This window comes from Streptomyces sp. NPDC048523, assembly GCF_043199815.1.
Taxonomy (GTDB): domain Bacteria; phylum Actinomycetota; class Actinomycetes; order Streptomycetales; family Streptomycetaceae; genus Streptomyces.
In genome coordinates this window covers 695,455-721,129 of record NZ_JBICWQ010000002.1, presented here as the reverse complement: position 1 = coordinate 721,129, position 25,675 = coordinate 695,455, and the positions used below count along the sequence as shown (strand labels likewise).

Sequence of the window (25,675 nt, the reverse complement as noted above, 5' to 3'; positions counted from 1 at the left end):
CGCTCCTACCGGAGTCTTACCTTCCGAGGTCTAGCGGAACGCCCCCGGATACGTCTGCTCCCGCACCGACACGTACTGCTGCCGCACCGCCTGCCCCACCGCCAGCTCCTCGCCCGGCTCCAGGACCTGCGCGGCCGGACCCTGCCACATCGGCGGGGTGCGCGGGTCGAGTGTGCCCTGCGACACCCCGAGCGCCCAGGCCGCCTGCCGGGCGGCACCGATCGCCGCGTAGTCCGCGGGCTGCGGCACGACGACCTGCGCGCCGAACAGCGCGGGCGCGGCGGCCTGTACCGCGGACAGCTCGGCGGCCGCCCCCAGCAGGAAGACCCGCCGCACCTCGACCCCCCGGCCGCGCAGCACGTCGAGCGCGTCGGCGAGCCCGCACAGCATGCCCTCGAACGCGGCCCGCGCCAGATGCTCCGGCCGCATCGACTCGCGCCTGAGACCGGTCAGCGTCCCCGCGGTGTGCGGCAGGTTCGGCGTCCGCTCACCTTCCAGATAGGGCAGCAGTACGAGGCCGTGGGCGCCCGGCGTCGACTTCATCGCCAGGTCGGACAGGCTCTCGAGGTCACCGAGGCTCAGCATCTCGGCGGCCCCGCGCAGGGTCCGTACGGCGTTCAGGGTGGTGACGACGGGCAGGTGCATGCCGGTCGCGTCGGCCAGGGAGGTGATCATCCCGGTGTTGTCGACGAGCGCCTCGGGGTGCACGGCCATCACGGACCCGGACGCGCCCAGCGAGACGACGGCGTCCCCGAGCCCGATCCCGAGACCGAAGGCGGCGGCCATGGTCTCCCCGGTCCCGGCGGAGATCAGCAGCCCCTCCGGGGTCGTACCGGCCGCGTCCGAGGGGCCTATGACCTCGGGGAGCATCGCCGGGTGGCCGAGGGCCAGCTCGACGAGGTCGGAGCGGTAGGCGCCGGTGGCGGCGGACCAGTAGCCGGTTCCGGAGGCGCCGCCGCGGTCGGTGGTCCTTCGCACCGGCCGGCCGAGCAGCTGCCACACCAGCCAGTCGTGCGCCTGGAGGAGCACGGCGGTGCGCAGGGCGGCGTCGGGCTCGGTCTTGTTCAGCCAGCGCAGCTTGGTGACGGGCTGCGCGGCCTGTGGCACACATCCCACCGACTGCGCCCACGCCTCGCGCCCGCCGAGCGCGTCGACCAGGTCGGCCGCGGCGACCTGCGCGCGCTTGTCGCCGCCGACCATGGCGGGGCGCACGGTGTTGCCCTGGGCATCCAGCGGCACCACGGCGTTCTGCTGGGCCGAAACACCGATGGCCTGCACGCCCTCCAGAAGACCGCCCCCGGCGGCCTCGCCGAGGGACAGGAGCCAGGCCTGGGGGTCGACGTCGGACGGGCGGCCTTCGACCGGGTGCGGCGCGTACCCCTGTTTGAGCACGGCACCCGTGTCCGCGTCGCAGACGACGATGCGAGTGAATTCGGGTGAGCTGTCCAACCCGGCGACTATCCCCATGGCGGAAATTCTATGGGCGTAGCGTCGCGATGGTGCGCGCGACCGCGGGGGCGGGACCGGCAGTGCCGGTCCCGCCCCCGCGGATGGGTCGCGTCACCGGGGTCAAGTGGTGCTCGTGCCCCAGTCGTCCTGTGCGGTGCCGTTCGGATTGCGATCCCTCAGCGAGCGCACCCGCTGGGTCACGGACTCCGGCACCCGGTCACCCACCTTGTCGCTAACCGCGTGGTACGCCTTGCCGGCGAACTGGCGGCCCTGCTGGGCCGCCGTCTCAGCGGTGTTGCGGACGGCGGGGTTCTGGGCGACCTGACGGGCGGATTTCTTCAACTGTTCGTAGCGCTCGCGCCCGGCACGGGTGCCCAGCACGTAACCCAGAGTCAGTCCGACCACGAACGTGAGCTTGTAACGCATGGCGGCCACCCTTCCTTGCGTAGGTATCCGGTGCGACGTCGGTGTCGGGGGAACCGATTGGCGGAGCACCCCCCTGCTTGCGCTAATGTATGTGTCGCAGCGAGCGTTCGCCCCCTGGCGAATACCCAGGGAGCTACGTTCGATGCAACGAGGCGATCCTCCGTAGCTCAATTGGCAGAGCAGCCGGCTGTTAACCGGCAGGTTACTGGTTCGAGTCCAGTCGGGGGAGCTTCGATCTTCCGTAGCTCAATTGGCAGAGCAGCCGGCTGTTAACCGGCAGGTTACTGGTTCGAGTCCAGTCGGGAGAGCAGGACGAGGAAGGACCCCCGATGGGGTCCTTTTTCATGTCCGACGGAACTGCCCAGGTCACAGCCGAGTCCTTGCGGGCAGGCGAAGTCGCCCCTGCGGAGCAGGAGATCGTATGAGCGGCTATGCTGCGGCAGACGGCGCGCACACATGTACGCGACACGCCGCTATGGGGCGGTAGCTCAGCCGGTTAGAGCAGCGGACTCATAATCCGTCGGCCGTGGGTTCGAGTCCCACCCGCCCCACCTGCGCAAGCCTCTGACCTGCGGAAACGTTCATTTTGTCCTGTCGGATCGTCAACTTTGCCTGAACGGACTGGATCCGCTGCTCGTGGGTTTGGGGTCCGGCGGCGGCCGGGGGAGCTCCAACCCGTCTGACCTGCGGCTGAGTAGATGATCGAGGTCGTCGCACGCGGTCCGGGCGACTGCCTTGAGGGCCGATGCCAAGGCCCAGGGGCCGTACAGGGGCCGAGAGGGCGCAGCGGTGTCCAGGCCGACGGTGTCTCCGGGGCGATTCGTTGTCCGATTCACCTGCTGTGTGGGCACCTAGCGGTGCGGCCGTTGGCCCTCGCGCGGACGGCCGTGAAGAACTCGTCGCCCGGGGCGTCCTTGAGCAGTTAACCCGCGCCCGCCTGGATGGTCGGCAGGGTGTTGGAGTCGGCGTCGAAGCCGACGATGACGGGACCGGCGTGGGGCTGTCCTATCGGGGTGACGGTGGCGAGGCGGCCGAGCTTTTGGCCCCCGGAGAGCACGCTCTCGTTTCCTGGGCCGCTACAACTTCACCGCCTCCACCCCGGCCGGCGGTGCCCTACGCCCGCTGCGCGGCCCGGACATACTCGGACTCGACGAGGGCGACGAGGGGTAGCGGGAGCGTACTCTGGCCAGATACGTGCGCTGGCGAGGCCGTACCACTCCGGTGTGTAGACGCGCTTGAAGCGTTTTACGCCTGACGATGCTTTCGCCGCTTGACCTTGACGCAACGGCAGGGTTTCTACTGGCGGCATGCGGATCGGAGAGATCGCCGCGCTCGTGGGGCTCACCACCCGGGCGGTCCGGCACTACCACCATGTCGGGCTGCTTCCGGAACCGGAGCGGCGCCCCAACGGCTACCGGATCTACAGGGTCCGTGATGCCGTCCTGCTCGCTCGGGTGCGCCGGCTCACCGAACTCGGCCTCAGCCTAGATGAAGTGCGCGACGCCCTCGCCGATGATGCGGGGCGCGAACTGGCCGAGGTGCTGGAGGAACTCGACGCCGACCTGGCCCGTCAGGAAGCCGACATCAGGGAGCGCCGTTGCCGGCTCGGCGCCCTGCTCGCCGAGCCGCCCGGCGTGACCGGGCCCGTCTCGCCCGCCCTCGCCGCACTGCTGGCACAGGCCCCCCGAACAGACTCACCGAGCGCGGCCAAGGACCGTGAGTACCTCAAACTGCTGGATGCCACCGGCACCGGTAACCAAGAGATTTTTGCGCTGCTCGGGACGCTGGTCGCCGATCCCGCGGTTGTTGAACTGTATGAGCGCCTTGACGCGCTCGCCGATGCCCCCACCGACGATCCGCGGATCGCACCCCTGGCAGCTGACCTGATGGCAGCGGTCCCCGAGGAGCTGTTCGCCGCGATCCCTGAGGACGGGGTGGTCGTGACCGGGTTCAAGGAGGCGTTGCTCGCCGAGTACGCCTCCGCGCAGGCGGAAGTCGTGGGCCGGCTCATGGAGGCGTTCGTGGAAAGGGGCCGGGGATGAGCGGCCGGCCAAGGGGCGTACGGGCGGCGCGGGTCGCGGTAGCCGCCGTGCTGCCGGGGGAACTGGTCCTGGCGGCCTGCCTGGTGGCGGGGGTCCGGCCGCCCGGGTGGGCGCTGGCGGGCGCCGAGGCGCTGGTGCTCGCGGTGCTGCTGCTGGAAGCCTGGGTGCTGCGCTCGCTGTACGTGGCCGCGCGCACCCGTGGCGCGGACCGCCGGGCGGCGCGGCGAGCTGCCGTACGGGAGGCGGTGCCGGTGACGGTCCGCCGCCTGATCCTCCACGAGCTGCGCGCCCTCGCCTCCCTGGGGCGGTGGGTCCGGCGCCGCACGCACGGGGTGCGCCCCGGGGACCTCGCTGCCGCGTACACCGGGCCCCAGACCTCGATGATGTACGGGCTGCTCTTCGTGATGGTCATCGAGACGGTGGTCCTGGCCTTGCTCATTCCTTGGCCGTTGGTCCACCGGGTGATCCTGGTAATCGACCTGTATGGCGTCGTCCTCGTGCTGGCCCTGCACGCCGCCTGCGTCACCCGGCCGCACGTCGTGCGCCCCGACGGCTCTCTGCGGATCCGCTACGGAGCCCTCTTCGACCTCGCCGTACCGCCGGACGCCGTCGCCTCGGTCCGGGTCGACCGACGCTACCCCGAAGGCCACCTGATCACCCTCTCCGAAGACGGGGTCCTCGACCTGATCGTGGGTAGTCAGACCTCGGTGACCCTGAAGCTGAACCGGCCACTCCCCTTCACCCGCCCCCTCGGCGCAACGGAAAAGGCCCACACCATCCGCTTCCACGCCGACGACCCGCGCGCACTGGTCAGCGCACTCCGTCAGCCCGCCTGAGCACACAGGTTGGTCCTCGCCGCGACGTGATGCCCGGCAAGGCGCTCCCTCTTGGCTGACCGGGCCAGCCTGGTCCCACGCCTGCCATTATGACGTCAGTGGTGTATGCTATCAGTGTAATAATTTGCAGATGGGGGACGCGTACATGGCCTGGAAGATCGTCGTGGTCGAGCCGGCCCTTTCGTGGCTTCACGGTCTGCGCCGTACTGACCGCGACACTCTGATTCAGGTCAGCCAGGCTGTCACTGCCCTTCAGGAGGAAGGTCCCGCGTTGGGCCGGCCTCTGGTGGACACGATCAAGGGTTCGGTGCTGTCGAACCTCAAGGAGCTGCGCCCCGGCTCGGCAGGGGCGACTGAAGTGCGGTTGCTGTTCGTGTTCGACCCGGACCGCCAGGCTGTGATCCTGGTCGGCGGTGACAAGGCGGGCAACTGGTCCGGCTGGTACCGCGTCGCGGTGCCCCAGGCGGAGCAGGCGTACGCGGAGCATCTGAAGCGAATCGATGGAGAGGACGGGGCACGATGACTGATCACCTCAAGGACCCGCAGGCCGTCTCCTGGGGAGACCTGGCCGAGGATTTCACCTTCACCGATGCCGAAAAGGATCAGATCCAGAAGGGGGCGCAGGCGATGGTCCTGGCCTCCCGTGTGCACCGCCTCGCCGAGTTGCGGAAGCGGCAGCACACCACACAGGTCCAGGTTGCCGAAGCCATGGGCGTCACCCAGGCCCGCGTCTCGCGCATCGAGAAGGGTCAACTGGAGCGCAGCGAGGTCGACACCCTCGCTGCCTACGTCAAGGCGCTCGGCGGCAAGCTGAAGATCGTCGCTGACTTCGGCGACGAGACCTACGTCCTCGGCTGATCCGATCGAGATGCTGCGACCCAGGTCCACGCGCAGTCCGGTGGGCAGGGTCGCCTCTTGATGTCAGGGATGATGCTCCACCCCGGTGCCTGGGATGGAGCATCATCGCGTCGGTAAGGGACTCCGCTGTGCGAGGGTTCTATCCCTTTGGCTGAACTGGGCGGACGCGGCTGTTGCAGTGGTAAGCGTCCAACTCATCGACCCCCAGGGGCCATTGAGGGGCCACAAGGACAGGAATAGACCGACAAGCACCGCACAGGGCTGACACGGATCAGCACGTCTGACCTGCAAGAACGGCGTGAATCGGCAATGATCGGCAAGGACCGCCAAGATCCCCAATGGACTCATAATCCGTCGGCCGTGGGTTCGAGTCCCACCCGCCCCACTGTGCAGGCTTCTGACCTGCGGAAACGTTCTTTTTTGGGTGTCGGATCGTCAACTTTTCCTGAACGGGCTGAATCCGCTGCGCGTGAGTTCAACAGTGTTTCCGCCACCTGGGAGGTGCCGTTCATCCCGAGACCGCAGATGTCGGCGACGGAGTGGCGCCGGCCGATCAAGGTGCCGTGCGGAGCCTTGGATCGTGGGCCAGGCGTCGACCGCCGTGCCTCCGCTCGCGCGAAGCGCGGCCCCTTCTACTGGATCACCGCCGTCCATGGACGGTCCTGTGTCCCAGACCTGGCTACTCTTCGGCGATCACGACGATGTCGAGCGTTCGCGGTCCGTGCACGCCCGCCACCCGGTCCAGTTCGATGTCGCTGGTGGCTGAGGGACCGGAGACCAGGGTCAGAGGCCGGCGCGGGGGAACATCATGTCGTTGAAACAGGTGATGAAGAGGGCTATGCGCATGGGGCTTCCTGGGCGGCCGGGGAGCCGGTGACGGTCAGGCCGTAGGTCCGCATGGCCGTGCCGGTGAAGACCTCGTGGCGTTCGGTGGGATGGAGTGCGGCCGTCAACTCCTGGGCGGCGGCGACGACTTCGGCATACGTGGCGACCAGTCGGCAGACGGGCCAGTCGGAGCCGAACATCAGCCGCCGCGGTCCGAAGGCGTCCAGCACGGTGTTCGCGTACGGCCGTAGGTCCTCGACGCTCCACTCGCCCCAGTCGGCCTCGGTCACCATGCCGGAGAGCTTGCAGACGGTGTTGGGCAGCGAGGCCAGCAGGCGCACCGCGTCCGCCCATGGCCGGAGCTCGCCCGAGGCGATGGGGGGCTTGCCCGCGTGATCGAGTACGAAGGTGAGGCCGGGAAGCAGTCGGGCGGCCTCATGCGCGGCCGCGAGCTGGTGGGGCCGGACGACCAGGTCGTACGCGAGCCCTGCCTCGGCCACCGCGGCCAGCCCACGCAGTACGTCCGGCCGCATCAGCCAGCGAGGGTCGGACTCGCCCTGCACCTGGTGTCGGATGCCCACCAGGTACTCGCCACCCGGCCCCTCCCGCAGCGCCGCGAGCGCGCGGGTGGCATCCGGGGAGGTCAGGTCGGTCCAGCCCACGACGCCGGCCACCAGGTCGCTGTCCTGGGCCAAGGCCAGGAACTCGGGCGTTTCCTCCGGCACGTCGATCGTCTGGACCAGGATCGTTGCGGTGACGCCGGCGGCCCGGGCCACGGGCTCCAGGTCGGCGAGCCGGAAGTCGCGGCGCAGCGGGGCGAGTTCCGGTCCGGTGATCCAGTCCTGGGCGCGGACGGAGAGGTCCCACACGTGGTGGTGTGCGTCGATGACGCCCTCAGCGGTGTTCGCCTGCATGCCCATGGCGGTCACCTCCGCGACTCCTCGACTTCTCCTTCGGCCGATCGGCTTCGTCGACCTGTGCGGCGGCAGGCACGGGGACAGGGACGTGCGGGGGCAGCAGACCCTCGGCTCGCAGTCCGTCCCAGAGCTCGGCCGGTACCGTTCGCCGCAGCTGGTCCACTGTGTCGCGGACCTCCTCGGCGGAACGCGCGCCGGACAGTACGCTCGCGACCGCCGGATGTCCGAACGGGAAGCGCAGAGCGGCTGCGCGCAGCGGTACGCCGTGGCGTTCGGTGACCGCCTTCATACACAGGGCCCGGTCCAGCACATGTGGTGGGGTGGGCGCGTAGTCGTACATGGACCCGGGTTTCGGGTCGGTGAGCAGACCCGAGTTGAAGACCCCTCCGACGATGACATTCCTGCCGCGGGCGGCGGCCTCCGGCAGTACCTCCGCGAGCCCCTCCTGCTCCAGCAGGGTGTAGCGGCCGGCGAGCAACACCACGTCGATGTCGGTCTCGCGCAGGAAGCGGGCGGGGAGCGCGCACTGGTTCACTCCGATGCCGATCGCCTTGACGACGCCTTCACCGCGCAGTCGTTCCAGCGCCGGGTAGGCCTCGGTGAGGGCCTGCTCGGCGTGGTGGTCCGGGTCGTGCAGCAGGGCGATGTCCACCCGGTCCAGGCCGAGGCGGTCCAGGCTCGCTTCCAGGGAGCGCAGGACTCCGTCCGAGCTGAAGTCCCAGACGCGGCGGTGGGTGTCGGGCACGGCGAAGCCGTGTGCGAGGTCGTCGCCGCGGCCACCCTCCGGGTGGCGTTCGAGCAGCCGCCCGACCTTGGTGGAGACGGTGTACGTGTCGCGGTCGCGTCCGCGCAGCGCTACACCCAGGCGGCGCTCGGACAGCCCGAGTCCGTAGTGCGGGGCGGTGTCGAAGGTGCGTACGCCCGCGTCCCAGGCCGCCTCCACCGCGGCGAACGCAGCCTCGTCCGTGACCGGGCGGAAGAGGTTGCCGATGCCGGCGGCCCCGAACGACAGCTCGGTGACCATGACACCGGTGCCGCCCAGCGTCGTCGCTCTCATGCGCCGACCGCCGGGCGCAGCCGGAGTCCCTGCATGCCGCCGTCGACGGCGAGGGCGATGCCGGTGACGGCGGCTGCGGCGGGGCTCGCCAGGTAGACCACGGCCGCCGCCACCTCGTCCGCCGTGACCAGGCGGCCCAGGGGTTGGCGTGCGTCGAGGGCGGCGCGTTCCGCCTTCGGGTCGGCCGCGGCGAACAGGAGTCGGGTCACCCAGGGGGTGTCGGCGGTGCCGGGGTTGACGCAGTTGACGCGGATGCCCTCACGGACGTGGTCGGCGGCCATCGCCAGGGTCAGCGACAGCACCGCGCCCTTGCTGGCGGAGTACAGGGCGCGCTGGGGAAGGCCCGTGGTGGCCGCGACGGAACAGGTGTTGACGATCGCCGCATGCGGCGAGCGCCGCAGATACGGGAGGGCGGCGCGGGTGGTGCGCACCGTCCCGAGGACGTTGACGTCGAGGACGCGGTGCCACTCGTCGTCGGGGTTGTCCTCGACGGTGCCGATGGCGCCGATGCCCGCGTTGTTGACCAGGATGTCCAGGCCACCGAGTTGCTCGGCAGCGGCGTCCACAGCGATACGTACCGAGGCGTCGTCGCCGAGGTCGGCCTTGATGGCGATCAGCTGCTCGGGGGCGCCGGAGGGGTCGAGGTCGAGGACGGCCACCGTGGCGCCGTGCTCGGCCAGCATCCGGGACGTGGCCAGCCCGATGCCGGACGCGCCGCCGGTGACGACGGCCTTGAGCCCTGACAGGCCGCTCAAGCTGCTCAAAGGGGTGCCTTTCACGCTTGGGCGAAGGTCTGGCGTTGGGTGCCAAGCCCGTCGATGGCGAGCTCGACGGTGTCGCCGGGGCGGAGGTAGGGGGTACCGGGAAGGCCGAGGGCCACGCCTGCGGGAGTACCGGTGTTGATCACGTCGCCGGTATGGCCCTGTTGCCGTTTCACGCCGTTGACGTTCAGTTGCAGCGCGAGGTTCTGTGGGTCGCCGACCTCGTCGGCGGAGATGAGCCAGGGGCCGAGCGGGTTGAACGTCTCGCAGGACTTGCCGAGGTCCCACTGGGACGAGTATTCGAGCTGGAACTCGCGCTCGGAGACGTCGTGGCTGATCGCGTATCCCGCGATCACAGCCCGCGCGGCCCCGGGGCCCTTGAGGCAGCGGGCCCGTCGTCCGATGACGACCGCGAGTTCGACCTCCCAGTCGGTCCTGGTGGAGCCGCGGGGGATCAGCACCTCGTCGTACGGTCCGACCACCGTGCCCGGGTCCTTCATGAACACCACCGGCCGCGCGGGAATCGCTGAGCCCGTCTCGGCGGCGTGGTCGCGGTAGTTCAGACCGACGCAGACGACCTTGCCGGGGCGGGCGACGGGTGCTCCGATGCGCAGCCCGACCGGGTCCAGCTCGGGCAGTTCAGCTGCCGTGACGGCCACCCGGGCCCGGTCGACTCCGCCCGAAGCCAGGAAGACGCCGTCGATGTCCGGCGTCACGGACGACAGGTCGAGCAGTCGGCCGTCGTCGGTGCGGACGGCGGGTCGCTCCTCGCCGGGCGCGCCGACTCGTTGAAGTCTCACTGGCTTCTCCTTGGCACGAGTGGTGGTCAGTCGGATGTCGCCGGGGGAGTCAGATGCCAGATCTCGGTCAGGTCCGACCAGCTGCCCCCGGTGCCGGTATGGGCCCAGGGCTCCTGGCAGGGGCCGGTGAGCTCCCACCAGGCGCGGGTGGCCGTGTCAGCGCCGATAGCGGCCATATCGGCCTCGAAGTCGTCGCCGTGGTATTCGAAGTAGCCGAACAGCGTGTCCTCGCGCAGAAAGATGCTGTAGTTGCGGATGTTCGCGGCCCGCAGCACGGCCTCGACGCCCGGCCAGACCGCGGAATGCAGGCGCAGATACAGGTCACGGTGCTCGGGCCGCAGGCGGATCGTCTGGGCAACCCGTTTCATCGGGGTCCTTCCGGCGAGTGTGGGAGGCGTCGCCATTTCGGCGGCGTAGCCACTACGGCGCGGCGCCGAGGGTGCGGTCGCCGCCTCATTCCTTTGTCGCGCCGGCGAGCATGCCGGACACCAGAGCGCGTTGGGAGAAGAGGAAGACGATCAGGACCGGCACGATGGTCACCAGGGTGGCCAGCGCCAGTTCGGGTCGCATGATCTGGTTGCCCGCACCGCTGGAGGTGTTGAACAGCGGCGAGGCGGCGAGCAGGTTGTTCAGCCCCACCTGCGCCGGGTATTGCGAGCTGTCGGGCAGCATCACGAACGGCAGGAAGAAGTTGTTCCAGTTGCCGACGAAGTTGAAGAAGCCGACCAGGGCGATCACGGGCTTGGCCAGCGGCATCGCGACGAGGCGGAAGACCTGCCACTCCGAGCAGCCGTCGATGCGCGCTGCGGACAGCAGGTCGGAGGGGACATTGGAGGAGAAGTAGATGTAGGTGAGGTAGACCCCGAACGGGAAGAAGGAGAACGGCAGGATCACCGACCAGATCGTGCCGTCCAGGTGCACGGCGTTCATCCCCAGGTACAGGGGAAGCACCATCGCGGCTGTCGGCATGAGCATCACCAGCATGGTGATGGTCAGCAGCATCCGGCGCCCGAAGAACTGGGTGAGAGCCAGCGCGTACCCGGCGGGGATCGAGGTCACGAGGGTGATGGCCAGTGCGCCGAAGGTGTAGAGCGCCGAGTTCTTCAGCCAGGTGAGGATGGCGCCTTCCTGGAAGGCGTAGAGGTGGTGCCAGGCGTCGGCGATCGCGGTGAGGGAGCCGAAGGAGAACGGGTTGTCCCGCACGATCTGGCCGTCGGTCTTGGTCGTGGCCAGCAGGAGCCACACCACCGGCACACAGAAGAACAGCACGGCCAGGCCCATGACGATGAGCCAGGCCAGCCGGGCGGCCAGTGAGCTCGGGCGGCGCTTGTGGCGCATGGGCTTCCTCGGGCTGGTGGGGGCGCCGGCGGTACGGGGCGGCGGGGTTCGGCGGGCCGCGGTCGTGGGAGCTGTGGTCATCTTTCGTCCCTGTCGAGCAGGCCGGTACGGAACACGACGAGCGCCGCGCAGGCGAGGCCCAGGATGAGAAGGTCGACGGAGAGCGCCGCCGCGCCGTTGAAGTCGCCTGCCTGGAAGGCGTACTGGTAGGACAGCTGGTTCGGTGACCAGCTGTCGGGGATCATGCCCCAGCTGGCGAGGGAGACCAGTTGCGGCTCGACGAAGAGCTGGGTGCCGGCCGCGAAGGCCAGGATCAGCATGTACGCGATCCACTTGGTGATCATCGGGATCTGGATGCGCAGGGCGATCTGGAGCGTACTGGCGCCGTCGATGCGGGCGGCCTCCAGGATCTCGTCCGGGATGCTGTTGAGCGCGCCGTACATGACCACGATCCACCCGCCGGCCCCGGTCCAGAAGGCGATGACGGTGAAGAGCACCGGCAGGTGCCCGGGGGCGTTGACCTGGGCGAGGGTGTTCCAGCCGAAGCCCTTCAGCAGCCAGCCGACGGGACTGGCAGCCGGGTCGAGGAGGATCAGGAAGAGCAGTACGCTCGCCACCCCGGCGAGGGCACCCGGCAGGTAGAACAGGAACCGCAGGCTGGTGGAGGCCCTGCGCATGCGGCCGTGCAGCATCAGGGAGAGCAGCACCACCAGGATCATCAGGCCGGCCAGCCACACCACCAGGTAGAGGCCGATGTGGAGGAAGGCCGGTCCGAAGCGGTAGTCACTGAACGTCCGGGTGAAGTTGCCGATCCCGACGAGCTGGTTGCGGGAGTTGGACAGTGCCAGCCACACCGCGTAACCGGTGGGCAGGACGCCGAAGGAGAGCAGGAGGAGGACATAGCCGGAGACGAAGACGTAACCGGCGCGTCCGACCGGGTTGCGGGCCGAGCGGCCGCCGCGGCGGCCGCTCCGCTCCGTTGCGAGGTGGGTGGTCATCGGTCCGCTTCGCTAGTTGACGGTGTATCCGAGGGACTTGGCCTTGTCGGTGATGGCCGTCTGCCAGGTGCCCAGGCTGTCGGTGAGGGTCTTGCCGGAGTTCAGGGCCGGGATCACGGTGGAGGAGTAGATCGCCTCCTGGCTGTACTGGGTGGCGGACCAGCCGGGCCAGATGAGCTCCGCCGCCTCCTGGAAGACCGGGCCGACGTCCTCGGCGAAGTAGCCGGTCTTCTTCTGGCCGGCGAGCCAGGCGACGGCTGCCTCCTTGTATGCGGGGTAGGTGGCCGCGGTGGCCTGGTAGTCGTCGGAGGTCGTCATCCAGCTGACCAGGTCGGAGGCCGCCTTGAGGTTCTTGCTGTGGGAGGAGACGAACCACAGGCCACCGCCGACGTTGCCGGTGTAGTTCTTGTCGTCGCCCTCGAACTTCAGCGGTGAGGCGGCGGTGATCTGCCCCTTGGGGATCTTGAACGTCGAGTTGAAGAGCACCTGTCCGTACCAGGACGGTCCGGGGAGCATGAGGACCTTGCTCGCCTGGTTCTTGATGAAGCCGGCGCTGAAGACGGTGTCCTTGGAGACCGAGCCCTTGGCGATCAGGCCGTCGAGCAGCTTGGCCATCCGGGTGCACTTGGAATCCTGCAGGTCGACCTTGACCTTCTTGGCGCCGGTCGCCGTGCCGGCCGGGCACTGGCTCGCCCAGAAGTACACCTCGGGGCTCCAGGCGTCCCCAGCGGTGCCGACCAGGTACCCGGGGTGCTCCTTGGCGACCTTCTCGCCGAGTGCCTGGTACTCCTCCCAGGTGGTCGGGACCTCGTACCCGAACTTGCCCATGAGGGACTTGTTGTACCAGAGCACGTTCTGGGCCAGGTCGTTCCGGAGGCAGTAGGTGTTGCCGTTGAAGGTGCAGGGATTCAGCGCACCGTCCGCGAAGCCCTGCAGCGTGGACGGGGAGATCACGTCCTGGTTGACGGGCGCGGCGTAGGGCGTCTTGCCCTGGGAGGCCCAGGTGCCGTCGTTGACGTTGGCGCTGAAGGCGACGTCGGGCCACCCGCTGCCGGTCCGGTCGAACAGCTGCACCTTGGTCTGCAGGTCGTTGGCCCCGTTGGCGTCGCCGCTGTACGTGACGATCTTCAGCTTCACGCCGGGGTGCGCCTTCTGGTACGCCTGCACGCCGGGCACACGGGCGGCGTCCGCCCAGACCGTGATCTCGCTGCCTTCCTGCTGCGCGACAGGCTTGAAGGCGGCGGGGGAGGAAGTCGCCGTGGGCGTGGGGTCCGCGCTGCCGCAGGCGGCGAGCGCGAGCAGGGAGAAGGCACCCAGGACGGCGACTGCCGTGTGTCTGAGCTGGCGGCGGGAGGAAACCGGAACGTCGTTGTTCATGTCTGACCTCGGATCTTGGGAAATGGCGCACAACAGGGAGAGGCGCCGCGTTCGGGGTGTTCGAGTCAGGCGGTCGGGCCTGCGGCTCCGGTCGTCAGGCCCGGGGCGGAGTGACGGTCTCCTTGTCGACAAATCCCTGAAGTGCGGGAGGGTAGTCCAGGCCCGCCGGAAGGGCGACGCCCGGACCGGTGGGGGCATGAACGAGGCCGTGGGCGTCGATGCCGCTTTCGCGACTGATGGGGTTGCCCATGACCAGCGACTCGTAATACGTGGTGTTCGAGATGGCCATGCACAGGTGCCGGTTGGGGATCTCCGGCCCATGCACCTCGGCGCGCAGCCGGTAGGCGTCGGCGAGGTGGGCGGTGCGCATCGCGCCGGTGAAGCCGCCGCGCAGTTGGGTGGAGGCGCGGACTCCGAAGGTTGCGGCGCCGGCCTGGATGAAGTCGGCCGAGTTCATGTGCGCCCCGTCGGAGGTCTCGGCCACGAGGAGGGGGACGGCCACCACGTCGGCCAGGCGCTTGTACGCGGTGACACTGAACTCCCTCATCGGCTCCTCGTACCAGAGGTAGTCGGCGTCCGAGAGGGCGTGCCCGAGACGGATCGCGTCGGGGAGGTCGAAGCCCGCCGACCCGTCGAACATCAGCGGGATGTCGTCCCCCACGTGTTCACGCAGGGCCACCGACAGACGGGCGTCGCGGCGGGCGTCACCCCAGGCGTGGAGCTTGATGGCGGGGTAGCCCAGCTCCAGGGCCTGGTCGGCGATGTCCAGGTACTCCTCGATGGAGGAGTAGGTGACGGTGGAGGCGTAGGCGGGTATCGAGGTGCGGTAGCCGCCGAGCATCTGCCAGGTGGGCCGGTCGGCGAGGCGTCCGGCCAGGTCCCACAGCGCGGTGTCGACCAGCCCCAGCAGGTAGAGCGGTAGCTCCTCCGTGCGGTCCAGCTCCCACATGCGGTGCCAGAGCCATTCCCGCTGCAAGGGGTCCTGTCCCACCAACTCCTTGCGCAGTACGCGGTCCAGCAGGTCCCTGAGGATGACCCCGCTGCCCCGGCGAGGGGACATCGCCACCCCCTCCGCCCCTTCGTCCGTGCGGATGCGCAGCACCGCGGCCTCGCCCTCGGACGGGCTGCCCAGGAGTCCGTCCCGCCAGACGAAGGGCGGACTGACTCCCGGCACCCGGACCGGATGGCACTCGACTTCGGTAACGCGCACGGCTTGCACCCCTTGGAGCGGGAAGTAATGCTGCGAAATTTTCGTGTAACGTAAGTCGTCATACGAATGCTGTCAAGAAGTCCCGCGCAGTAGAATCGCCGTCATCCGCACCAGCAAGGGGGACACACATGGCCCAGGACAGCGCCGGCAGAGCAGGAGAGCCGCCCGTTCTCAAGCCCTGGCCCAAGCGTCCGGCCCGACTGGCGCAGGCCGTCATGGAGAGCCTGACCGACACGATCGTGTCGGGCGCCATTCCTCCGGGATCGACCCTGCCCGTGGAACCCGAGCTCTGCGAGACGTTCGGCGTCAGCCGCATCACCATCCGCGAGGCGGTCAAGTCCCTGGAGGCCAAGGGGCTCGTCCTCGCCCGGCAGGGCTACGGCACCACCGTCACCCCGCCGGAAGAATGGAACCTCCTCGACCCTGTCGTGCTCGCTGCGACCGTCCAGCACGACGACCAGCTCGTCGTCCTCGACCAATTGGTCGACATCCGGTCGACGCTGGAGGCTCAGATGACGGCTCAGGCCGCGGAGCTGGCCACCGACGACGACCTACGGGACATCGAGCGGCTGCTCGCCCGGCTCGACGAGGAGACCGCCGTCCCGGCACGCTTCATCGAGACCGATGTGGCCTTCCACGACCGGATCCTGCAGGCGTCCCACAACAGGCTCGGCCGTTCCATCATCCGCATCCTCCATGCCCAGGCGCGCACGACGTACCTGTACAACGGCACACCGGACACGACCGCGTGCGAGCGGGCCAACGCGGAGCACCGCGCAGTCGCCGAGCGGCTGCTGGCCCGGGACTCCGCCGGGGCCGCGCAGGCCATGGCGGCTCACATCCAGACCGCGTGGAGCCGCCGCCGCCTGCCGAACGTGAGCTCCCCGGCCTCCTGAGTCCCCACGCCGCCTGAGAGCGCCCGCGCCGAACCTGCCCCCGAGCCGACAGGCCGGGGGCGTTCGCATGCCCGGGCCGCCCACGGCCAACTCCGACCGAGTCGGCATGCGCGCATCTCTTGACGAAATTCATATGACGTCTAATGTTACAGCCCTATTTCCCTTCCCCTCCTGTGCCTCTGGGCTCTCTCCTGCCCGCCACGGGCACCGCAGGTCCCTCTGAACCACCCGGAAGGTGTCACGTGCGAACAGCCCGCATCCGTCCCGCGGTTCCCGAACGGCTCAGAACATGGCTGGCCACAACCGCGGTGCTCACCGCCTCGACCGCCGCAGTCCTCGTCCAGGCGGGCCCCGCCTTCGCTGCCGGCACGACGCTCTACGCCTCGCCGAGCGGCTCCGGCACCACCTGCTCCGCGAGCCAGCCGTGCTCCATCACCCAGGCCAAGACCAACGTGCGGGCGCTCAACAGCGCCATGACGGCCGACATCACCGTCCAGCTCGCCGACGGCACCTACCGACTCTCCGCGCCGCTCACGTTCACGTCGGCGGACTCCGGCACCGGCGGCCACACGGTGAACTGGAAGGCCGCACTGGGCGCCCACCCCGTCGTCACCGGAGCACAGAAGGCCACCGGCTGGACCGTGCAGGATCCGGCCAAGAACATCTGGAAGAGCAACGTCGGCACGGGCTTCGACACGCGCCACCTCTCCGTCGACGGCGTCCTGGCCACCAGGGCCCGCACCGCGGTCAACCGCTCGGACCTGACCGCGACCACCAGCGGTTACACCTTCACCAACAGCTCGCTGAGCTACCTCAACAGCCTCGCGCAGCCCGGCCGGACCGAGATCCACGGCATCGGATCCTTCACCGACCGCTACGCCCCGGTGACCGGCATCAGCAGCGGCACCATCACCATGGCCCAGCCCTCGTGGGACAACAACACGTTCGGCTACGACACCCTGACCAGCCCCTTCCGGGCCGGCCCCCTCTACATCGAGAACGCCTACGAGTTCCTCGACGCGGCCGGTGAGTGGTACCTCGACACCACTGCCGGCACCCTGTACTACAAGCCGCTCCCCGGGCAGGACATGAGCACGGCCGACGTCGAGGTGCCGAAGCTGCAGTCGCTCGTCAACGTCGGAGGGACCTACTCCGCACCCGCCACCCACATCGCCTTCTCAGGCCTGCAGTTCTCGGGTACCAGCTGGCTGGACCCCACCACCGGCGGCTACGCCAGCCAGCAGACCGGCGCGTACCTCACCGGTACCTGGGACCGTCCGTCGGACGCGCTGACCTCCTGCCAGAGCGGCTGCCCGCTCTTCGAGGCGACACGCCCGCACTGGGAGCAGATGCCTTCCGCCGTCCAGGTCTCGGCCGCCGACCACATCACGTTCACCGGTAACCGGTTCACCCAGCTCGGACAGAGCGCCCTCGGGATCGGCAACGACGCCAACGCCCACACCACCGGCGTGGGACTCGGCGCCGACACCATCACCGCCACCGGCAACGTCTTCACCCAGGACGCGGGCGGCGGCATCGCCGTCGGCGGTCTTCGGGCGGACGCGCACCACCCTGGTGACCTCCGGATGGCCAACCGGAACATCACGTTGAGCAACAACCTCATCCACGACGTGGCGCTGGAATACCGCGACATGTCGGCCATCCTCGTCACCTACGTGAACGGCGCGACCGTCTCGCACAACGAGGTGTACAACCTGCCCTACTCCGGCCTCACCATCGGCTACGGCTGGGGCGCCAACGACGTCGGCGGCAGCCAGGACTACGTCAACCGGGGCCTGTACAACTACCAGCCCACCTACACGACCGCGACCACCGCCGCCGACAACCACGTCACCGACAACTACATCCACGACCTCATGCAGCAGATGACCGACGGCGGCTGCATGTACACCCTGTCGGCGTCACCGGGCAGCACCTTCGAACGCAACTACTGCCACAGCAACGGCGGTTGGTTCGGCTTCTACCACGACGAGGGCTCCCGGAACTTCACGGACACCAACAACGTCTTCCGCAACACCGGCAGTTGGGGCCACGAGAACAGCAGCTCGACCAACAACACCGGCGCCCTGACCCTCACCGACAACTGGACGAACAACAGTTCCGCGAACATCACCAACACCAACGGCCGCGGTGACGTGGTCAGCGGCACCGTCGTCGTCGGCAACGGCAACTGGCCGTCGGGCGCCAGGACGGTCATGGACAGTGCCGGCATCCAGCCGCTGTACCGTCCGCTGACCACCGACCCGGTCAGCTCGCCCTACAGTGCCTACTCCTCCACTCCCGCCAACACCGGTCAGGGCGGCGGCCGCTTCACCATCACCGACGCGGGCGCGGACATCTGGGGCGCGGGCGGACAGCATGACGACGCCTATGGCACCGTCTACCAGGCGGGGGCAGCTGTCGACGGCACCTCGGTGACCGCCCGGGTCGACAACGTGGACAACAGCAACGGGTGGGCCAAGGCCGGCGTCGTCCTGCGCAACGACCTCACGGGCAGCGGCTCCTCCGCCGGATACGCGGCTGTGGTGGTGACCCCGAACAACGGCGTCAGCTTCCAGCGGGACTCCAACGCCGACGGCTACCTCGACCAGCTCACGTCCACCGCCGCCACCGTCAAGGCACCGGTCTGGTTGCGGCTCACCCGCACCGCCACCCAGGTGTCCGCCTACTACTCCACCGACGGATCCACCTTCACCCAGGTCGGCTCCACGGTGACCCTGCCGTCCATGGCGGCCACCCAGGACGCCGGCGTCATCCACACCGCTCACAGCACCACCACCGGTAGCGCGACCTTCAGCAACCTGCAGATCGTCACCTCTCCGTACAAGGCCTACAGTTCCACTCCGGCCGCGGTCGGCCGGCACGGCGGAGTGACCTCCCTGACCAGCGCGGGCATCGACGTGTGGCGCTCCGGCACGCAGTACGACGACGAGTACGCCGCCGCCTACCGGACGGGGGCCGCAGGAACGTCCTCAACCGTCACCGTCCACCTCGACAGCCAGGACAGGACCAACAGCTGGGCCAAAGCCGGTCTGATGCTGCGTAACAACATCGCCGCCGCCGGCTCGTCCACCGGGTACCTCGTCCTCGCCGGCACCCCCGGCAACGGAATCGCCCTGTCGTCGGACTCAAACGGTGACGGCTACCTCGACACCAACACCATCAAGACATCAAGCGCCACCGTCGCCCCGGTCTGGCTCCGCCTGGTCCGGAGCGGTACGTCGGTCACCGGCTCCTACTCCGCCGACGGCGCCACCTGGACCACCGTCGGCACCGCGACACTGACCGGCGCGAACAGCACACTGGACGCGGGCATGTTCTCCACGGCCCACGCGGGAACTATGGGCACCGCGAATTTCAGCCAGTTCTCAGTCAGCTGACGAAGCGGTTCGGGTCACGATCTCCGGGCGGTGGTGCGGCTTCCGCGCCACCGCCCCCTCCCCAGCGGCGTGCCGACCACAAGCCCGGTCGGCCGCAGCAGCGTCGCCCTCACGCCTGGCCGGCCAGCCTCTGCCGCAGGGCGTCGTTGTCGTCGTGGTGGACGACCTCGTCCGTGCTCGGCCAGCAGGCCGGTCACGATCGCGTCGAGCTGCTCGCGGTGTTCCCTGGTGCGGGCTTGTGCGTACGCCTCGCGCACCTCGTCGGGTTCGTCGGCGAGGACCTGGTCCATGCGCTCGCGGATGTATCGCTTGAGGTTGATGTGTTCCATGAACACCTCGGTGATGCCCGCTTCTACGAGCTGCCCGAAGAGGTGGTCCAGGAGTTCCGGCTGGGTGGCGAAGTGGGGCAGGAGCGGGCCGACGAAGGCGAAGGTGGCAGCCGGTGCAGGGGTTGACCACGTAGTCGTTCGACAGGGTCTTCGACTCTGCTGTCGGCAACCTGCATCACATGGAACAATAATCCCTGGAAGTTGATTCCATGGAATCTAAATGGTTTGCTGGGTCGCCCGCCTTCGACAGGTGGGCCGCTGCTCTCGTCCCGATATACCGGACTCGCAAGGAGTGAGTGCCATGACCATTCCCGCCTTCAACAGTCGGCGGGCGGCGTGTGGGAGTCGGAGGGCAGGTTCCCCAACTACGCGATCTTCTACGTCCTCGTGCAGGACGTCACCGCGACCGTCGAGCGCGCCGGCGAACTGGGTGCCGAGGTGCTCATGGAGCCGGTTTCCGACGCCGCCGGCTTCGCCTTCGCCCGGCTGCGGGACACGGCCGGCAACCACTTCGGCGTCTTCTCTGTACCCGCCCCCTGAACCGGACGCGGTCCGCCGCACGACACCGCCGCACAGCCGACCTCACAGCGCGGCCCGCAGCCTTTCCCCTGCCGGAGCCACCGGAGATCGAGGCCGCGTTCACCGAAGCCGGCCTCGCCGACCGCCTCGACTTCGCCCGACAGCCACCACCCCGCACAAGAACCCAAGGAGCAAACGACATGACCAGCTCGAACATCGACATCGCCCGCACCTACTTCCAGGCCGTCCAGACCGGAGACATGGCCGCTCTCGGTGAACTCCTCGACGCCGACATCGTCTGGCATCAGCCCGGCGCCAACCGGTTCTCCGGCGAGCACAAGGGCCAAGGTGCCGTGTTCCAGATGCTCGGCAGCATGATGGAGGCCAGCCGGGGCACCTTCGCCATCGACAAGATCCACTCCCTCATGGGCAACGGCGACCTGGTCGCCGCCACCATCCACTTCACCGGCAGCCGTGACGAGGCGTCGATGAGGATGGACGGCGTCGATCTCCTGCGCATCGAGCACGGCAAGATCACTGAGATGTGGCTCTTCTCCGCCGACCCGGCCGCCGAAGACGCCTTCTGGGGCTAGAGCCCGGGGTGCCCGGGGCCTCTCGGCGCCGGGCACCCGCGAGTCGGTCCGTACGCACACGAAAGGCACCCACATGCGGAAGATGACCGAGCAGCAGTGGCGGGCGTTCGCCACGTACGGAACCCGTACCGGCAAGCTCTCCACCGTCCGTGCCGACGGCAGCCCCCACGTCACACCGGTCTGGTTCCTCCTCGACGGCGACGACATCGTGCTCACCACCGAGAAGAGCGGGGTCAAGGGCCGCAACCTCGCCCGCGACGGACGGTTCGCCCTCTGCGTCGACGAGGACCGGCCCCCGTACGCCTTCGTACTCCTCCAAGGCCGCGCGACGGTCTCCGAGGACCCGGAAGGCATGCTGCGCTGGGGAGGTCTCCTCGGTGCCCGCTACATGGGCGACGACCGTATCGAGGAGTACGCCGCACGCAACGGTGGCCCCGGCAACCTCCTCGTCCGGGGCCGCATCGACAAGGTCATCGCCTTCGCCGGCATCGCCGAGTGAATCGTGGACTGACGGGCCGGGAGCTGTGCTCAACAGGCCCGGCTGATCAATCCACGGGCACTGCCGAGCCGTCGCGGATCACGATGCCGGTCGGCCGGGCTGCTTCGGCGCCCGCACGGCCGGCGCCGGTGTCTGCGCGGCGCCCTTCCGCTCAGCGGCCAGGGCGCGTCCGGCCGCCCGCAGCGTCCTGAGGACCGCGGTCACCTCGCGCACGGACCGCTCGGGAATCACCGACCCGATACGCAGCTCAAGCTCCTCTTCGAACACCTTCAGCGCCCCGTCCACCAACTTCCGCCCCTCGGGCGTCAGTTCGACGATCGAGGAACGGCGGTCGTGCGGATTGGCGCGCCGCTCGCACAGGCCCGCCGCCTCCAGGCGGTCGATCACCTTGCTCGTGCCGCCCACCGTGATCGAGAACTCCTCCGCGATGTCCTGGATCCGCCGACCGGGCTGCTGCAGCAGCAGGTGCAGCACCTCGAACGAGGTCAGCGGCAGGTCGTACTCCGCCCTCAATCGCCCCTCAATGCCGTCCCACAGCTCGATCTCCAGCGAGACCAGCTCCCGGTACAGCAGCTTCAGGTCGGCGTCAGCCATCACTCATCTTCCGAAGAATTATCTTCCGTGGACAATTAAATTGTAGGCCGCCGTTCCAGTCCTGTGGACGGGAACTGTGCCCTCCGTGCGGCCGAACTGATCGCGAAGCTCACTGTGCCTGTTCTCCGCGGGAGCGGCGCGGAGGGCGCCCTCGCAGCGAACTGTCAGGAGGGCTCGCTGTCGAGAGCGTCATCGCCATGGAGGAACGCGGCCCAGGCCTCACCGGCGACGGTGAGGCCTGGGCCGCCGGGGTTTTTGGAGTCGTTGTCACCAAAACCGTCGACCTGCTGCGCCGCGTCATCCTGCGCGACCCCGGCTCCTCCAAGTCGGGTTGGCCCTGGTGTCGAAGTGTCGCGCGGTCCTGGTCGCCGAGGGCTACTCGGCAGCGACAGCGTCGGCCGGGACCCGGAATTCCGGATCCCGGCCGACGGCCGTACCGCGGTGGACGGGCGGTCAGGAGTTGAACGGTGTGGAGCCGTCGGCTGCGGCGATGCGCCACAGGTGGTCGGCGGTGCCGTTGTCGTCCCACTGCACGGCCTGGGCCCCGGTTGCGGTGGACATGTCCTGGATGCCCAGGACCATGCCGCTGTTCTTGTTGATGATCTTGCAGTAGCCGCCGCCCGCGTCCACCACGGACCAGAGGTGGTCGGCGGTGAGCGTGTCACCCCACTGCAGTGCGGTGGCGCCGGCCGTCTTGGACGCGTCCTTGATGCCGAGCACCTGCCCGCTGTTGGCGTTGAATATCTTGTAGTAGCCGTTCTCGGCGGGAACGATCTTCCACTGGTGGTTGGCCGTGGCGTCGGCCGTCTGCTGCTGGGCGGCGCCTCCTGCGGCGATCGAGGAGCCGGAGATGCCGAGCTCGAGGTTGCTGTTCTTGTTGACGATCTTCACGGCCGGTGTCTCCGGGTACCAGGACTCCAGCTCGGTGACGCCGACGAACTTGCCGGCCTGGGGGGTGAAGACGACCCGGAACTGGGAGGTCGTGATCGTCGGGAAGGTCACCTCGTTGGCGTTGTCGGCGACCGGGGTGGCAGGGCTCTTGGTCTGGTTCGGGACGTTCACCCACGAGCCGTTGCTGAGGTACTGGACGGTGTAGCTCGCCGGGACGCGGATGTTCGCGCCGTCGTCGTAGGTGTAGAACTTCACCTCGTTGATTTTCCGAGGGGCGCCGAAGTCGACGCCGAGGTGGTCGGTGGCGTTGGGCGAGCCGGAGTTGGTCCACCGGTCGTCGGGGATCTTGTCGTAGCGGATCCAGCCGTCGGTGGCCCGCAGCGGGGCGTCGAAGGTGGTGGGCTTGCAGGTCTGCCCGCTGTGGCAGTGCGGACCGTTGGAGACGGTGTTGGTGTAGGAGGCGAAGGCCTTCGGGTAGGGCTGGGTGATGGTCCGGCCGAGCCAGTCCTGTTCGGCGGTCAGCGGGTTGGCCGCCACGTTCATCAGCCGGGCGGCCGGTGCCGGGGTGACGGGGGCGGCCACGTTCACGGTGGTGTCGGCGAGCGTCGACGACTGCTGGATGCGCTGGCCGTCCTGGAAGATCTGCAGGCCGCTCCCCTTGCCGTAGTGCGTGCCGTCACGGTCCCAGCGGATCGAGTAGGTGTGTCCGTGGTAGGGCAGGGACTCCACCGCGAACCAGTCCCAGCCCGAGGGGGCCAGCGGCTTCAGCACCAGCGTGTTGTTCGCCTGCGGCTTGATGCCCAGCAGACCGGTGAGCACCAGGTCGTTGAAGCTGGAGTGGTTGTAGTTCTCGCTGAAGTTGAAGCCGTCGTAGATCCACGCGCCGGTGTCGCCGTCTGCGGCCTCGGCGATGTACGGCTTGCCGTCCTTGTGCTGGAGGTCGGCGAACTGCGCCAGCATCGTCTGGTAGTCCGCCTTGGTGACGTAGCTCTGCGCCGGGTAGTCCTGGAGCAGGTTCGCCATGCCGGTCAGGACCTGGCTCGTCTGGTACGGCCAGCTCGGGCCGTTCCAGTGGCAGCAGTTGGCGTCGTCACGCTGCTGCGTGGCGGGGATCGCCTGGTAGTCGAAGTACGGGTTCGCCGTGATCCGGTCGAGTTCGGCGAAGCCGGTGCCCTTGGCGAACTTCAGCGTGTTGGCGCCGGCCTTCATCGGGACCTGCACGGTGACGGACTGCGACTCCGAGAACTTCTGCCAGGCCCCGGTGGGCGCGTAGCTGACCGTGATCGGGTTGGCGGTGTCGTCGTTCACGATGAGCTTGTGGGTCGACGTGCCCGTGGTGCCGTTGGCGTAGTGCACGGTCACCGGGTACGTCCCGGCGCCGGGCGCGTCCACGGTGAAGGTGACGTAGCTGTCGTCGAAGTCGATCTGCCCGACGTACTGCCCGTTGGAGGCGGTCGACGAGCTGAACAGGTTGGCGTGGTTGCGGGTGGCCTGCTCCGCCTCGAAGTCGTGCACCCGCTCCAGCGTCGTAGGTCCGAACGGCGCCTTGAACCGCTTGGAGTCGGTCAGGTACTTCCACGCCGACGAGTACTGCGCGTCGGGCAGGTTGAACGCCCACGGGGCGTAGCCCATCAGCTCCCGCCAGGTGGTCCTGGTCTGCTTCAGGGTGCCGTTGGTGGTGTCCGTGTTGTAGACCTGCATGAAGAAGTTGCGCTGCGGGTCCCACAGCGAGTTCTGCACGGCCGACTTGAGCTGCGCGGCCTTGGCGTCGTAATCGTTCGCGGTCGCCGTGTCGCCGTTCAGCGTGGCGATCTTGCTGATGGCCTGGGCGGCACTGAACATGTACGCGTTGATCGTGGGCCGGTAGCCGCGGCCGCCGCCGAACCAGTCGCTGCTGTGCATCGACGTCTCGGTGTACTCCGTGGCGTCGGACAGCGGGGTCTGGTGGTACAGGTCGCTGGTGGACTGCGTGCCGTTCACCGTGACGTCGGTGGTGAAGTTCGAGTCCCAGCGCTTGTACAGCGCGATGAGGTGGGGGAGCGCGGACTTGATCTGGGCGGCGTCCCCCGTGACGAGATAACGCTGGTACGCGGCGCTCGTGATCCACTCGCTGAAGTTGCGGGCGCCCGAGTTGCCCGCCCCGCGCAGCCAGAAGTCCAGGTAGTCACCGGCGTAGTCCTGGTTGCGCAGCCAGCGCCCGTCCAGCAGGTGGTAGCCGGCCGCGTCCGGGAGCGCGGTGTACGGGTTCCCGGCGTAGCCGATCGGCACGTCGTACTCGGTCGACACATAACCCGTTCCCGGCACGGTGTAGCGGAGCGCACGCTTGTAGGTGCTCCACCGGTAGTAGTAGACATCGTCGATGTCGTTGTCGGGGGTGTCGAGGAAAGGGATGTTGTTCTTGTACCACTGCGGCTCGTCGAGCTGGTTGGCGGCGAGGATCGCGTCCTTGTCGAGCGCGATCGCGTTGGGGTCGTCGGCCGCCTGGGCGGGGGTCGCCCCGGGGCCGCCGGTCAACAGGGCCATGGACAGCGTCGAGCCGCACAGGGCGGCCACCAGGCGGGTGCCGGGTCTGGGTCGATGACGCATAGAGGTGTCCTCCATTGGGCACTCATGCGAGATATCCGTCGTTCGGAATATCGAACGACGTTCGAAATGCTGCCAGACGGTAATGACGGACGGCAGGGCAAGTCAAGAGATCTGGCAAAGCGAACCGACAGCCCGGGGAAGGAACCGGCGCGGTCGTACCGCTGGTCGCGGTGCTCGCCACCGCCTTCGCGCCCGACGCGCTCCCCCGCTACGCGGAGTTCTTCACCTCGTGGATCGACCTCGCCATCCTGCGCAACACCCTGGTGCTCGGCGCTCGTCCAGTGCTGTACGCGGCGCGGTGTCATCAGCCACGGTGTGTTCGGTGTGGAGTACGGCATCTAGGCCTCGACGGGCTGGTCGCGCCGTTCCTGCTGCACCGATGCGGTTGCCCGGCCGACAATGCCGGGCACTGTTGAGCCCGTAGTGCGACCAGAGGGGGGTGCCGGCGCTCTCCCCTGGAGGCGCCGGCATCC

General features: G+C 68.6%; 23 protein-coding genes, 3 tRNA genes and 2 pseudogenes. 13 read left to right on the top strand and 15 right to left on the bottom strand.

Annotation, left to right across the window (positions count from 1 at the left end; translation table 11 throughout):
- Positions 1-30 precede the first annotated feature (30 nt).
- Complete coding sequence (locus ACGFWE_RS12275) at positions 31-1,467, bottom strand: FGGY family carbohydrate kinase (RefSeq protein ID WP_393599678.1); 1,437 nt, start codon at positions 1,465-1,467, stop codon at positions 31-33.
- A 102-nt stretch (positions 1,468-1,569) separates the two neighbouring features.
- Positions 1,570-1,875, bottom strand: a complete 306-nt coding sequence (locus ACGFWE_RS12270) for a YtxH domain-containing protein (protein WP_352383661.1) — start codon at positions 1,873-1,875, stop codon at positions 1,570-1,572.
- A 156-nt stretch (positions 1,876-2,031) separates the two neighbouring features.
- Here ACGFWE_RS12270 and ACGFWE_RS12265 point away from each other — a divergent pair.
- From ACGFWE_RS12265 to ACGFWE_RS12255, 3 genes are all read left to right on the top strand, one after another.
- Positions 2,032-2,104, top strand: a tRNA-Asn gene (locus ACGFWE_RS12265).
- Between the two features lie 6 nt (positions 2,105-2,110).
- Positions 2,111-2,183, top strand: a tRNA-Asn gene (locus ACGFWE_RS12260).
- 169 nt (positions 2,184-2,352) lie between these two features.
- Positions 2,353-2,426 (top strand) — tRNA-Ile (locus ACGFWE_RS12255).
- A gap of 293 nt (positions 2,427-2,719) precedes the next feature.
- Here the strand turns inward: ACGFWE_RS12255 and ACGFWE_RS12250 are convergent.
- Positions 2,720-2,845, bottom strand: a pseudogene (locus ACGFWE_RS12250) (DNA-binding response regulator); the annotation flags it as partial.
- A 337-nt stretch (positions 2,846-3,182) separates the two neighbouring features.
- On the opposite strand from ACGFWE_RS12250, the gene ACGFWE_RS12245 reads away from it, so the two are divergent.
- The 4 genes from ACGFWE_RS12245 to ACGFWE_RS12230 all read left to right on the top strand — a co-directional run bounded on the left by ACGFWE_RS12245 (position 3,183) and on the right by ACGFWE_RS12230 (position 5,611).
- On the top strand, positions 3,183-3,917 hold the full coding sequence (locus tag ACGFWE_RS12245) for a MerR family transcriptional regulator (RefSeq protein ID WP_393599675.1): 735 nt from the start codon (positions 3,183-3,185) through the stop codon (positions 3,915-3,917).
- The gene (locus ACGFWE_RS12240; protein ID WP_393599674.1) at positions 3,914-4,753 is read left to right on the top strand and encodes a hypothetical protein; all 840 of its coding nucleotides are present in this window, start codon (positions 3,914-3,916) and stop codon (positions 4,751-4,753) included. The genes ACGFWE_RS12245 and ACGFWE_RS12240 overlap by 4 nt, the downstream gene beginning before the upstream one ends.
- A gap of 145 nt (positions 4,754-4,898) precedes the next feature.
- The gene (locus ACGFWE_RS12235) at positions 4,899-5,276 is read left to right on the top strand and encodes a type II toxin-antitoxin system RelE/ParE family toxin (RefSeq protein WP_393599672.1); all 378 of its coding nucleotides are present in this window, start codon (positions 4,899-4,901) and stop codon (positions 5,274-5,276) included.
- Positions 5,273-5,611 (top strand): XRE family transcriptional regulator, encoded by a 339-nt coding sequence (locus ACGFWE_RS12230; RefSeq protein WP_393599670.1) that lies wholly within the window; start codon positions 5,273-5,275, stop codon positions 5,609-5,611. The genes ACGFWE_RS12235 and ACGFWE_RS12230 overlap by 4 nt, the downstream gene beginning before the upstream one ends.
- 679 nt (positions 5,612-6,290) lie before the next feature.
- On the opposite strand, the pseudogene ACGFWE_RS12225 reads toward ACGFWE_RS12230, so the two are convergent.
- From ACGFWE_RS12225 to ACGFWE_RS12180, 10 genes and pseudogenes are all read right to left on the bottom strand, one after another.
- Positions 6,291-6,410 (bottom strand): annotated as a pseudogene (locus ACGFWE_RS12225) (LUD domain-containing protein); the annotation flags it as partial.
- A gap of 37 nt (positions 6,411-6,447) precedes the next feature.
- Positions 6,448-7,356, bottom strand: coding sequence for an amidohydrolase family protein (locus ACGFWE_RS12220; RefSeq protein ID WP_393600201.1), 909 nt, complete (start codon positions 7,354-7,356; stop codon positions 6,448-6,450).
- Positions 7,331-8,410: an aldo/keto reductase gene (locus ACGFWE_RS12215; protein ID WP_393599668.1), complete on the bottom strand. Its 1,080-nt coding sequence runs from the start codon at positions 8,408-8,410 to the stop codon at positions 7,331-7,333. The genes ACGFWE_RS12220 and ACGFWE_RS12215 overlap by 26 nt, the downstream gene beginning before the upstream one ends.
- On the bottom strand, positions 8,407-9,165 hold the full coding sequence (locus ACGFWE_RS12210) for an SDR family NAD(P)-dependent oxidoreductase (RefSeq protein ID WP_393600200.1): 759 nt from the start codon (positions 9,163-9,165) through the stop codon (positions 8,407-8,409). The genes ACGFWE_RS12215 and ACGFWE_RS12210 overlap by 4 nt, the downstream gene beginning before the upstream one ends.
- 20 nt (positions 9,166-9,185) lie before the next feature.
- Entirely contained in the window at positions 9,186-9,971 is a 786-nt protein-coding gene (locus tag ACGFWE_RS12205; RefSeq protein ID WP_393599666.1) for a fumarylacetoacetate hydrolase family protein, read from the bottom strand.
- Positions 9,972-9,997: 26 nt separating this feature from the next.
- The gene (locus ACGFWE_RS12200; RefSeq protein ID WP_393599664.1) at positions 9,998-10,339 is read right to left on the bottom strand and encodes an L-rhamnose mutarotase; all 342 of its coding nucleotides are present in this window, start codon (positions 10,337-10,339) and stop codon (positions 9,998-10,000) included.
- Between the two features lie 85 nt (positions 10,340-10,424).
- Positions 10,425-11,309: a carbohydrate ABC transporter permease gene (locus ACGFWE_RS12195; protein ID WP_393600199.1), complete on the bottom strand. Its 885-nt coding sequence runs from the start codon at positions 11,307-11,309 to the stop codon at positions 10,425-10,427.
- 77 nt (positions 11,310-11,386) lie between these two features.
- On the bottom strand, positions 11,387-12,307 hold the full coding sequence (locus ACGFWE_RS12190; protein ID WP_393599662.1) for a carbohydrate ABC transporter permease: 921 nt from the start codon (positions 12,305-12,307) through the stop codon (positions 11,387-11,389).
- A 12-nt stretch (positions 12,308-12,319) separates the two neighbouring features.
- A complete protein-coding gene (locus ACGFWE_RS12185; protein ID WP_393599660.1) occupies positions 12,320-13,684 on the bottom strand; it encodes an ABC transporter substrate-binding protein in 1,365 nt (454 codons plus the stop codon).
- A gap of 94 nt (positions 13,685-13,778) precedes the next feature.
- Positions 13,779-14,894, bottom strand: coding sequence for an enolase C-terminal domain-like protein (locus ACGFWE_RS12180; RefSeq protein ID WP_393599658.1), 1,116 nt, complete (start codon positions 14,892-14,894; stop codon positions 13,779-13,781).
- 128 nt (positions 14,895-15,022) lie between these two features.
- On the opposite strand from ACGFWE_RS12180, the gene ACGFWE_RS12175 reads away from it, so the two are divergent.
- The 6 genes from ACGFWE_RS12175 (at position 15,023) to ACGFWE_RS12150 (ending at position 21,131) form a co-directional block, all read left to right on the top strand.
- Positions 15,023-15,790: a FadR/GntR family transcriptional regulator gene (locus tag ACGFWE_RS12175; protein ID WP_352383634.1), complete on the top strand. Its 768-nt coding sequence runs from the start codon at positions 15,023-15,025 to the stop codon at positions 15,788-15,790.
- A gap of 242 nt (positions 15,791-16,032) precedes the next feature.
- Positions 16,033-19,191 carry a DUF1349 domain-containing protein gene (locus tag ACGFWE_RS12170; RefSeq protein ID WP_393599656.1) on the top strand — a complete coding sequence of 1,053 codons (3,159 nt, stop codon included), beginning with the start codon at positions 16,033-16,035 and terminating at the stop codon, positions 19,189-19,191.
- Positions 19,192-19,364: 173 nt separating this feature from the next.
- Positions 19,365-19,646: a hypothetical protein gene (locus ACGFWE_RS12165; RefSeq protein WP_393599654.1), complete on the top strand. Its 282-nt coding sequence runs from the start codon at positions 19,365-19,367 to the stop codon at positions 19,644-19,646.
- Positions 19,647-19,856: 210 nt separating this feature from the next.
- The gene (locus ACGFWE_RS12160) at positions 19,857-20,060 is read left to right on the top strand and encodes a VOC family protein (RefSeq protein ID WP_393599652.1); all 204 of its coding nucleotides are present in this window, start codon (positions 19,857-19,859) and stop codon (positions 20,058-20,060) included.
- Between the two features lie 179 nt (positions 20,061-20,239).
- Positions 20,240-20,632, top strand: coding sequence for a nuclear transport factor 2 family protein (locus ACGFWE_RS12155; RefSeq protein WP_393599650.1), 393 nt, complete (start codon positions 20,240-20,242; stop codon positions 20,630-20,632).
- Between the two features lie 73 nt (positions 20,633-20,705).
- Entirely contained in the window at positions 20,706-21,131 is a 426-nt protein-coding gene (locus ACGFWE_RS12150) for a PPOX class F420-dependent oxidoreductase (RefSeq protein ID WP_352383625.1), read from the top strand.
- A gap of 78 nt (positions 21,132-21,209) precedes the next feature.
- On the opposite strand, the gene ACGFWE_RS12145 is transcribed toward ACGFWE_RS12150, so the two are convergent.
- Positions 21,210-21,725 (bottom strand): MarR family winged helix-turn-helix transcriptional regulator, encoded by a 516-nt coding sequence (locus ACGFWE_RS12145; RefSeq protein ID WP_393599648.1) that lies wholly within the window; start codon positions 21,723-21,725, stop codon positions 21,210-21,212.
- A gap of 453 nt (positions 21,726-22,178) precedes the next feature.
- Entirely contained in the window at positions 22,179-25,202 is a 3,024-nt protein-coding gene (locus ACGFWE_RS12140; RefSeq protein WP_393599646.1) for an RICIN domain-containing protein, read from the bottom strand.
- Positions 25,203-25,675: the final 473 nt, after the last annotated feature.

Coding starts and splice junctions, on each gene's coding strand:
- ACGFWE_RS12215 (WP_393599668.1), bottom strand. CDS start 8,410: ATGAGAGCGACGACGCTGGGCGGCACCGGTGTCATGGTCACCGAGCTG.
- ACGFWE_RS12150 (WP_352383625.1), top strand. CDS start 20,706: ATGCGGAAGATGACCGAGCAGCAGTGGCGGGCGTTCGCCACGTACGGA.
- ACGFWE_RS12245 (WP_393599675.1), top strand. CDS start 3,183: ATGCGGATCGGAGAGATCGCCGCGCTCGTGGGGCTCACCACCCGGGCG.
- ACGFWE_RS12200 (WP_393599664.1), bottom strand. CDS start 10,339: ATGAAACGGGTTGCCCAGACGATCCGCCTGCGGCCCGAGCACCGTGAC.
- ACGFWE_RS12155 (WP_393599650.1), top strand. CDS start 20,240: ATGACCAGCTCGAACATCGACATCGCCCGCACCTACTTCCAGGCCGTC.
- ACGFWE_RS12235 (WP_393599672.1), top strand. CDS start 4,899: ATGGCCTGGAAGATCGTCGTGGTCGAGCCGGCCCTTTCGTGGCTTCAC.
- ACGFWE_RS12240 (WP_393599674.1), top strand. CDS start 3,914: ATGAGCGGCCGGCCAAGGGGCGTACGGGCGGCGCGGGTCGCGGTAGCC.
- ACGFWE_RS12270 (WP_352383661.1), bottom strand. CDS start 1,875: ATGCGTTACAAGCTCACGTTCGTGGTCGGACTGACTCTGGGTTACGTG.
- ACGFWE_RS12230 (WP_393599670.1), top strand. CDS start 5,273: ATGACTGATCACCTCAAGGACCCGCAGGCCGTCTCCTGGGGAGACCTG.
- ACGFWE_RS12220 (WP_393600201.1), bottom strand. CDS start 7,356: ATGGGCATGCAGGCGAACACCGCTGAGGGCGTCATCGACGCACACCAC.
- ACGFWE_RS12175 (WP_352383634.1), top strand. CDS start 15,023: ATGGCCCAGGACAGCGCCGGCAGAGCAGGAGAGCCGCCCGTTCTCAAG.
- ACGFWE_RS12190 (WP_393599662.1), bottom strand. CDS start 12,307: ATGACCACCCACCTCGCAACGGAGCGGAGCGGCCGCCGCGGCGGCCGC.
- ACGFWE_RS12195 (WP_393600199.1), bottom strand. CDS start 11,309: ATGCGCCACAAGCGCCGCCCGAGCTCACTGGCCGCCCGGCTGGCCTGG.
- ACGFWE_RS12185 (WP_393599660.1), bottom strand. CDS start 13,684: ATGAACAACGACGTTCCGGTTTCCTCCCGCCGCCAGCTCAGACACACG.
- ACGFWE_RS12140 (WP_393599646.1), bottom strand. CDS start 25,202: ATGCGTCATCGACCCAGACCCGGCACCCGCCTGGTGGCCGCCCTGTGC.
- ACGFWE_RS12145 (WP_393599648.1), bottom strand. CDS start 21,725: ATGGCTGACGCCGACCTGAAGCTGCTGTACCGGGAGCTGGTCTCGCTG.
- ACGFWE_RS12275 (WP_393599678.1), bottom strand. CDS start 1,467: ATGGGGATAGTCGCCGGGTTGGACAGCTCACCCGAATTCACTCGCATC.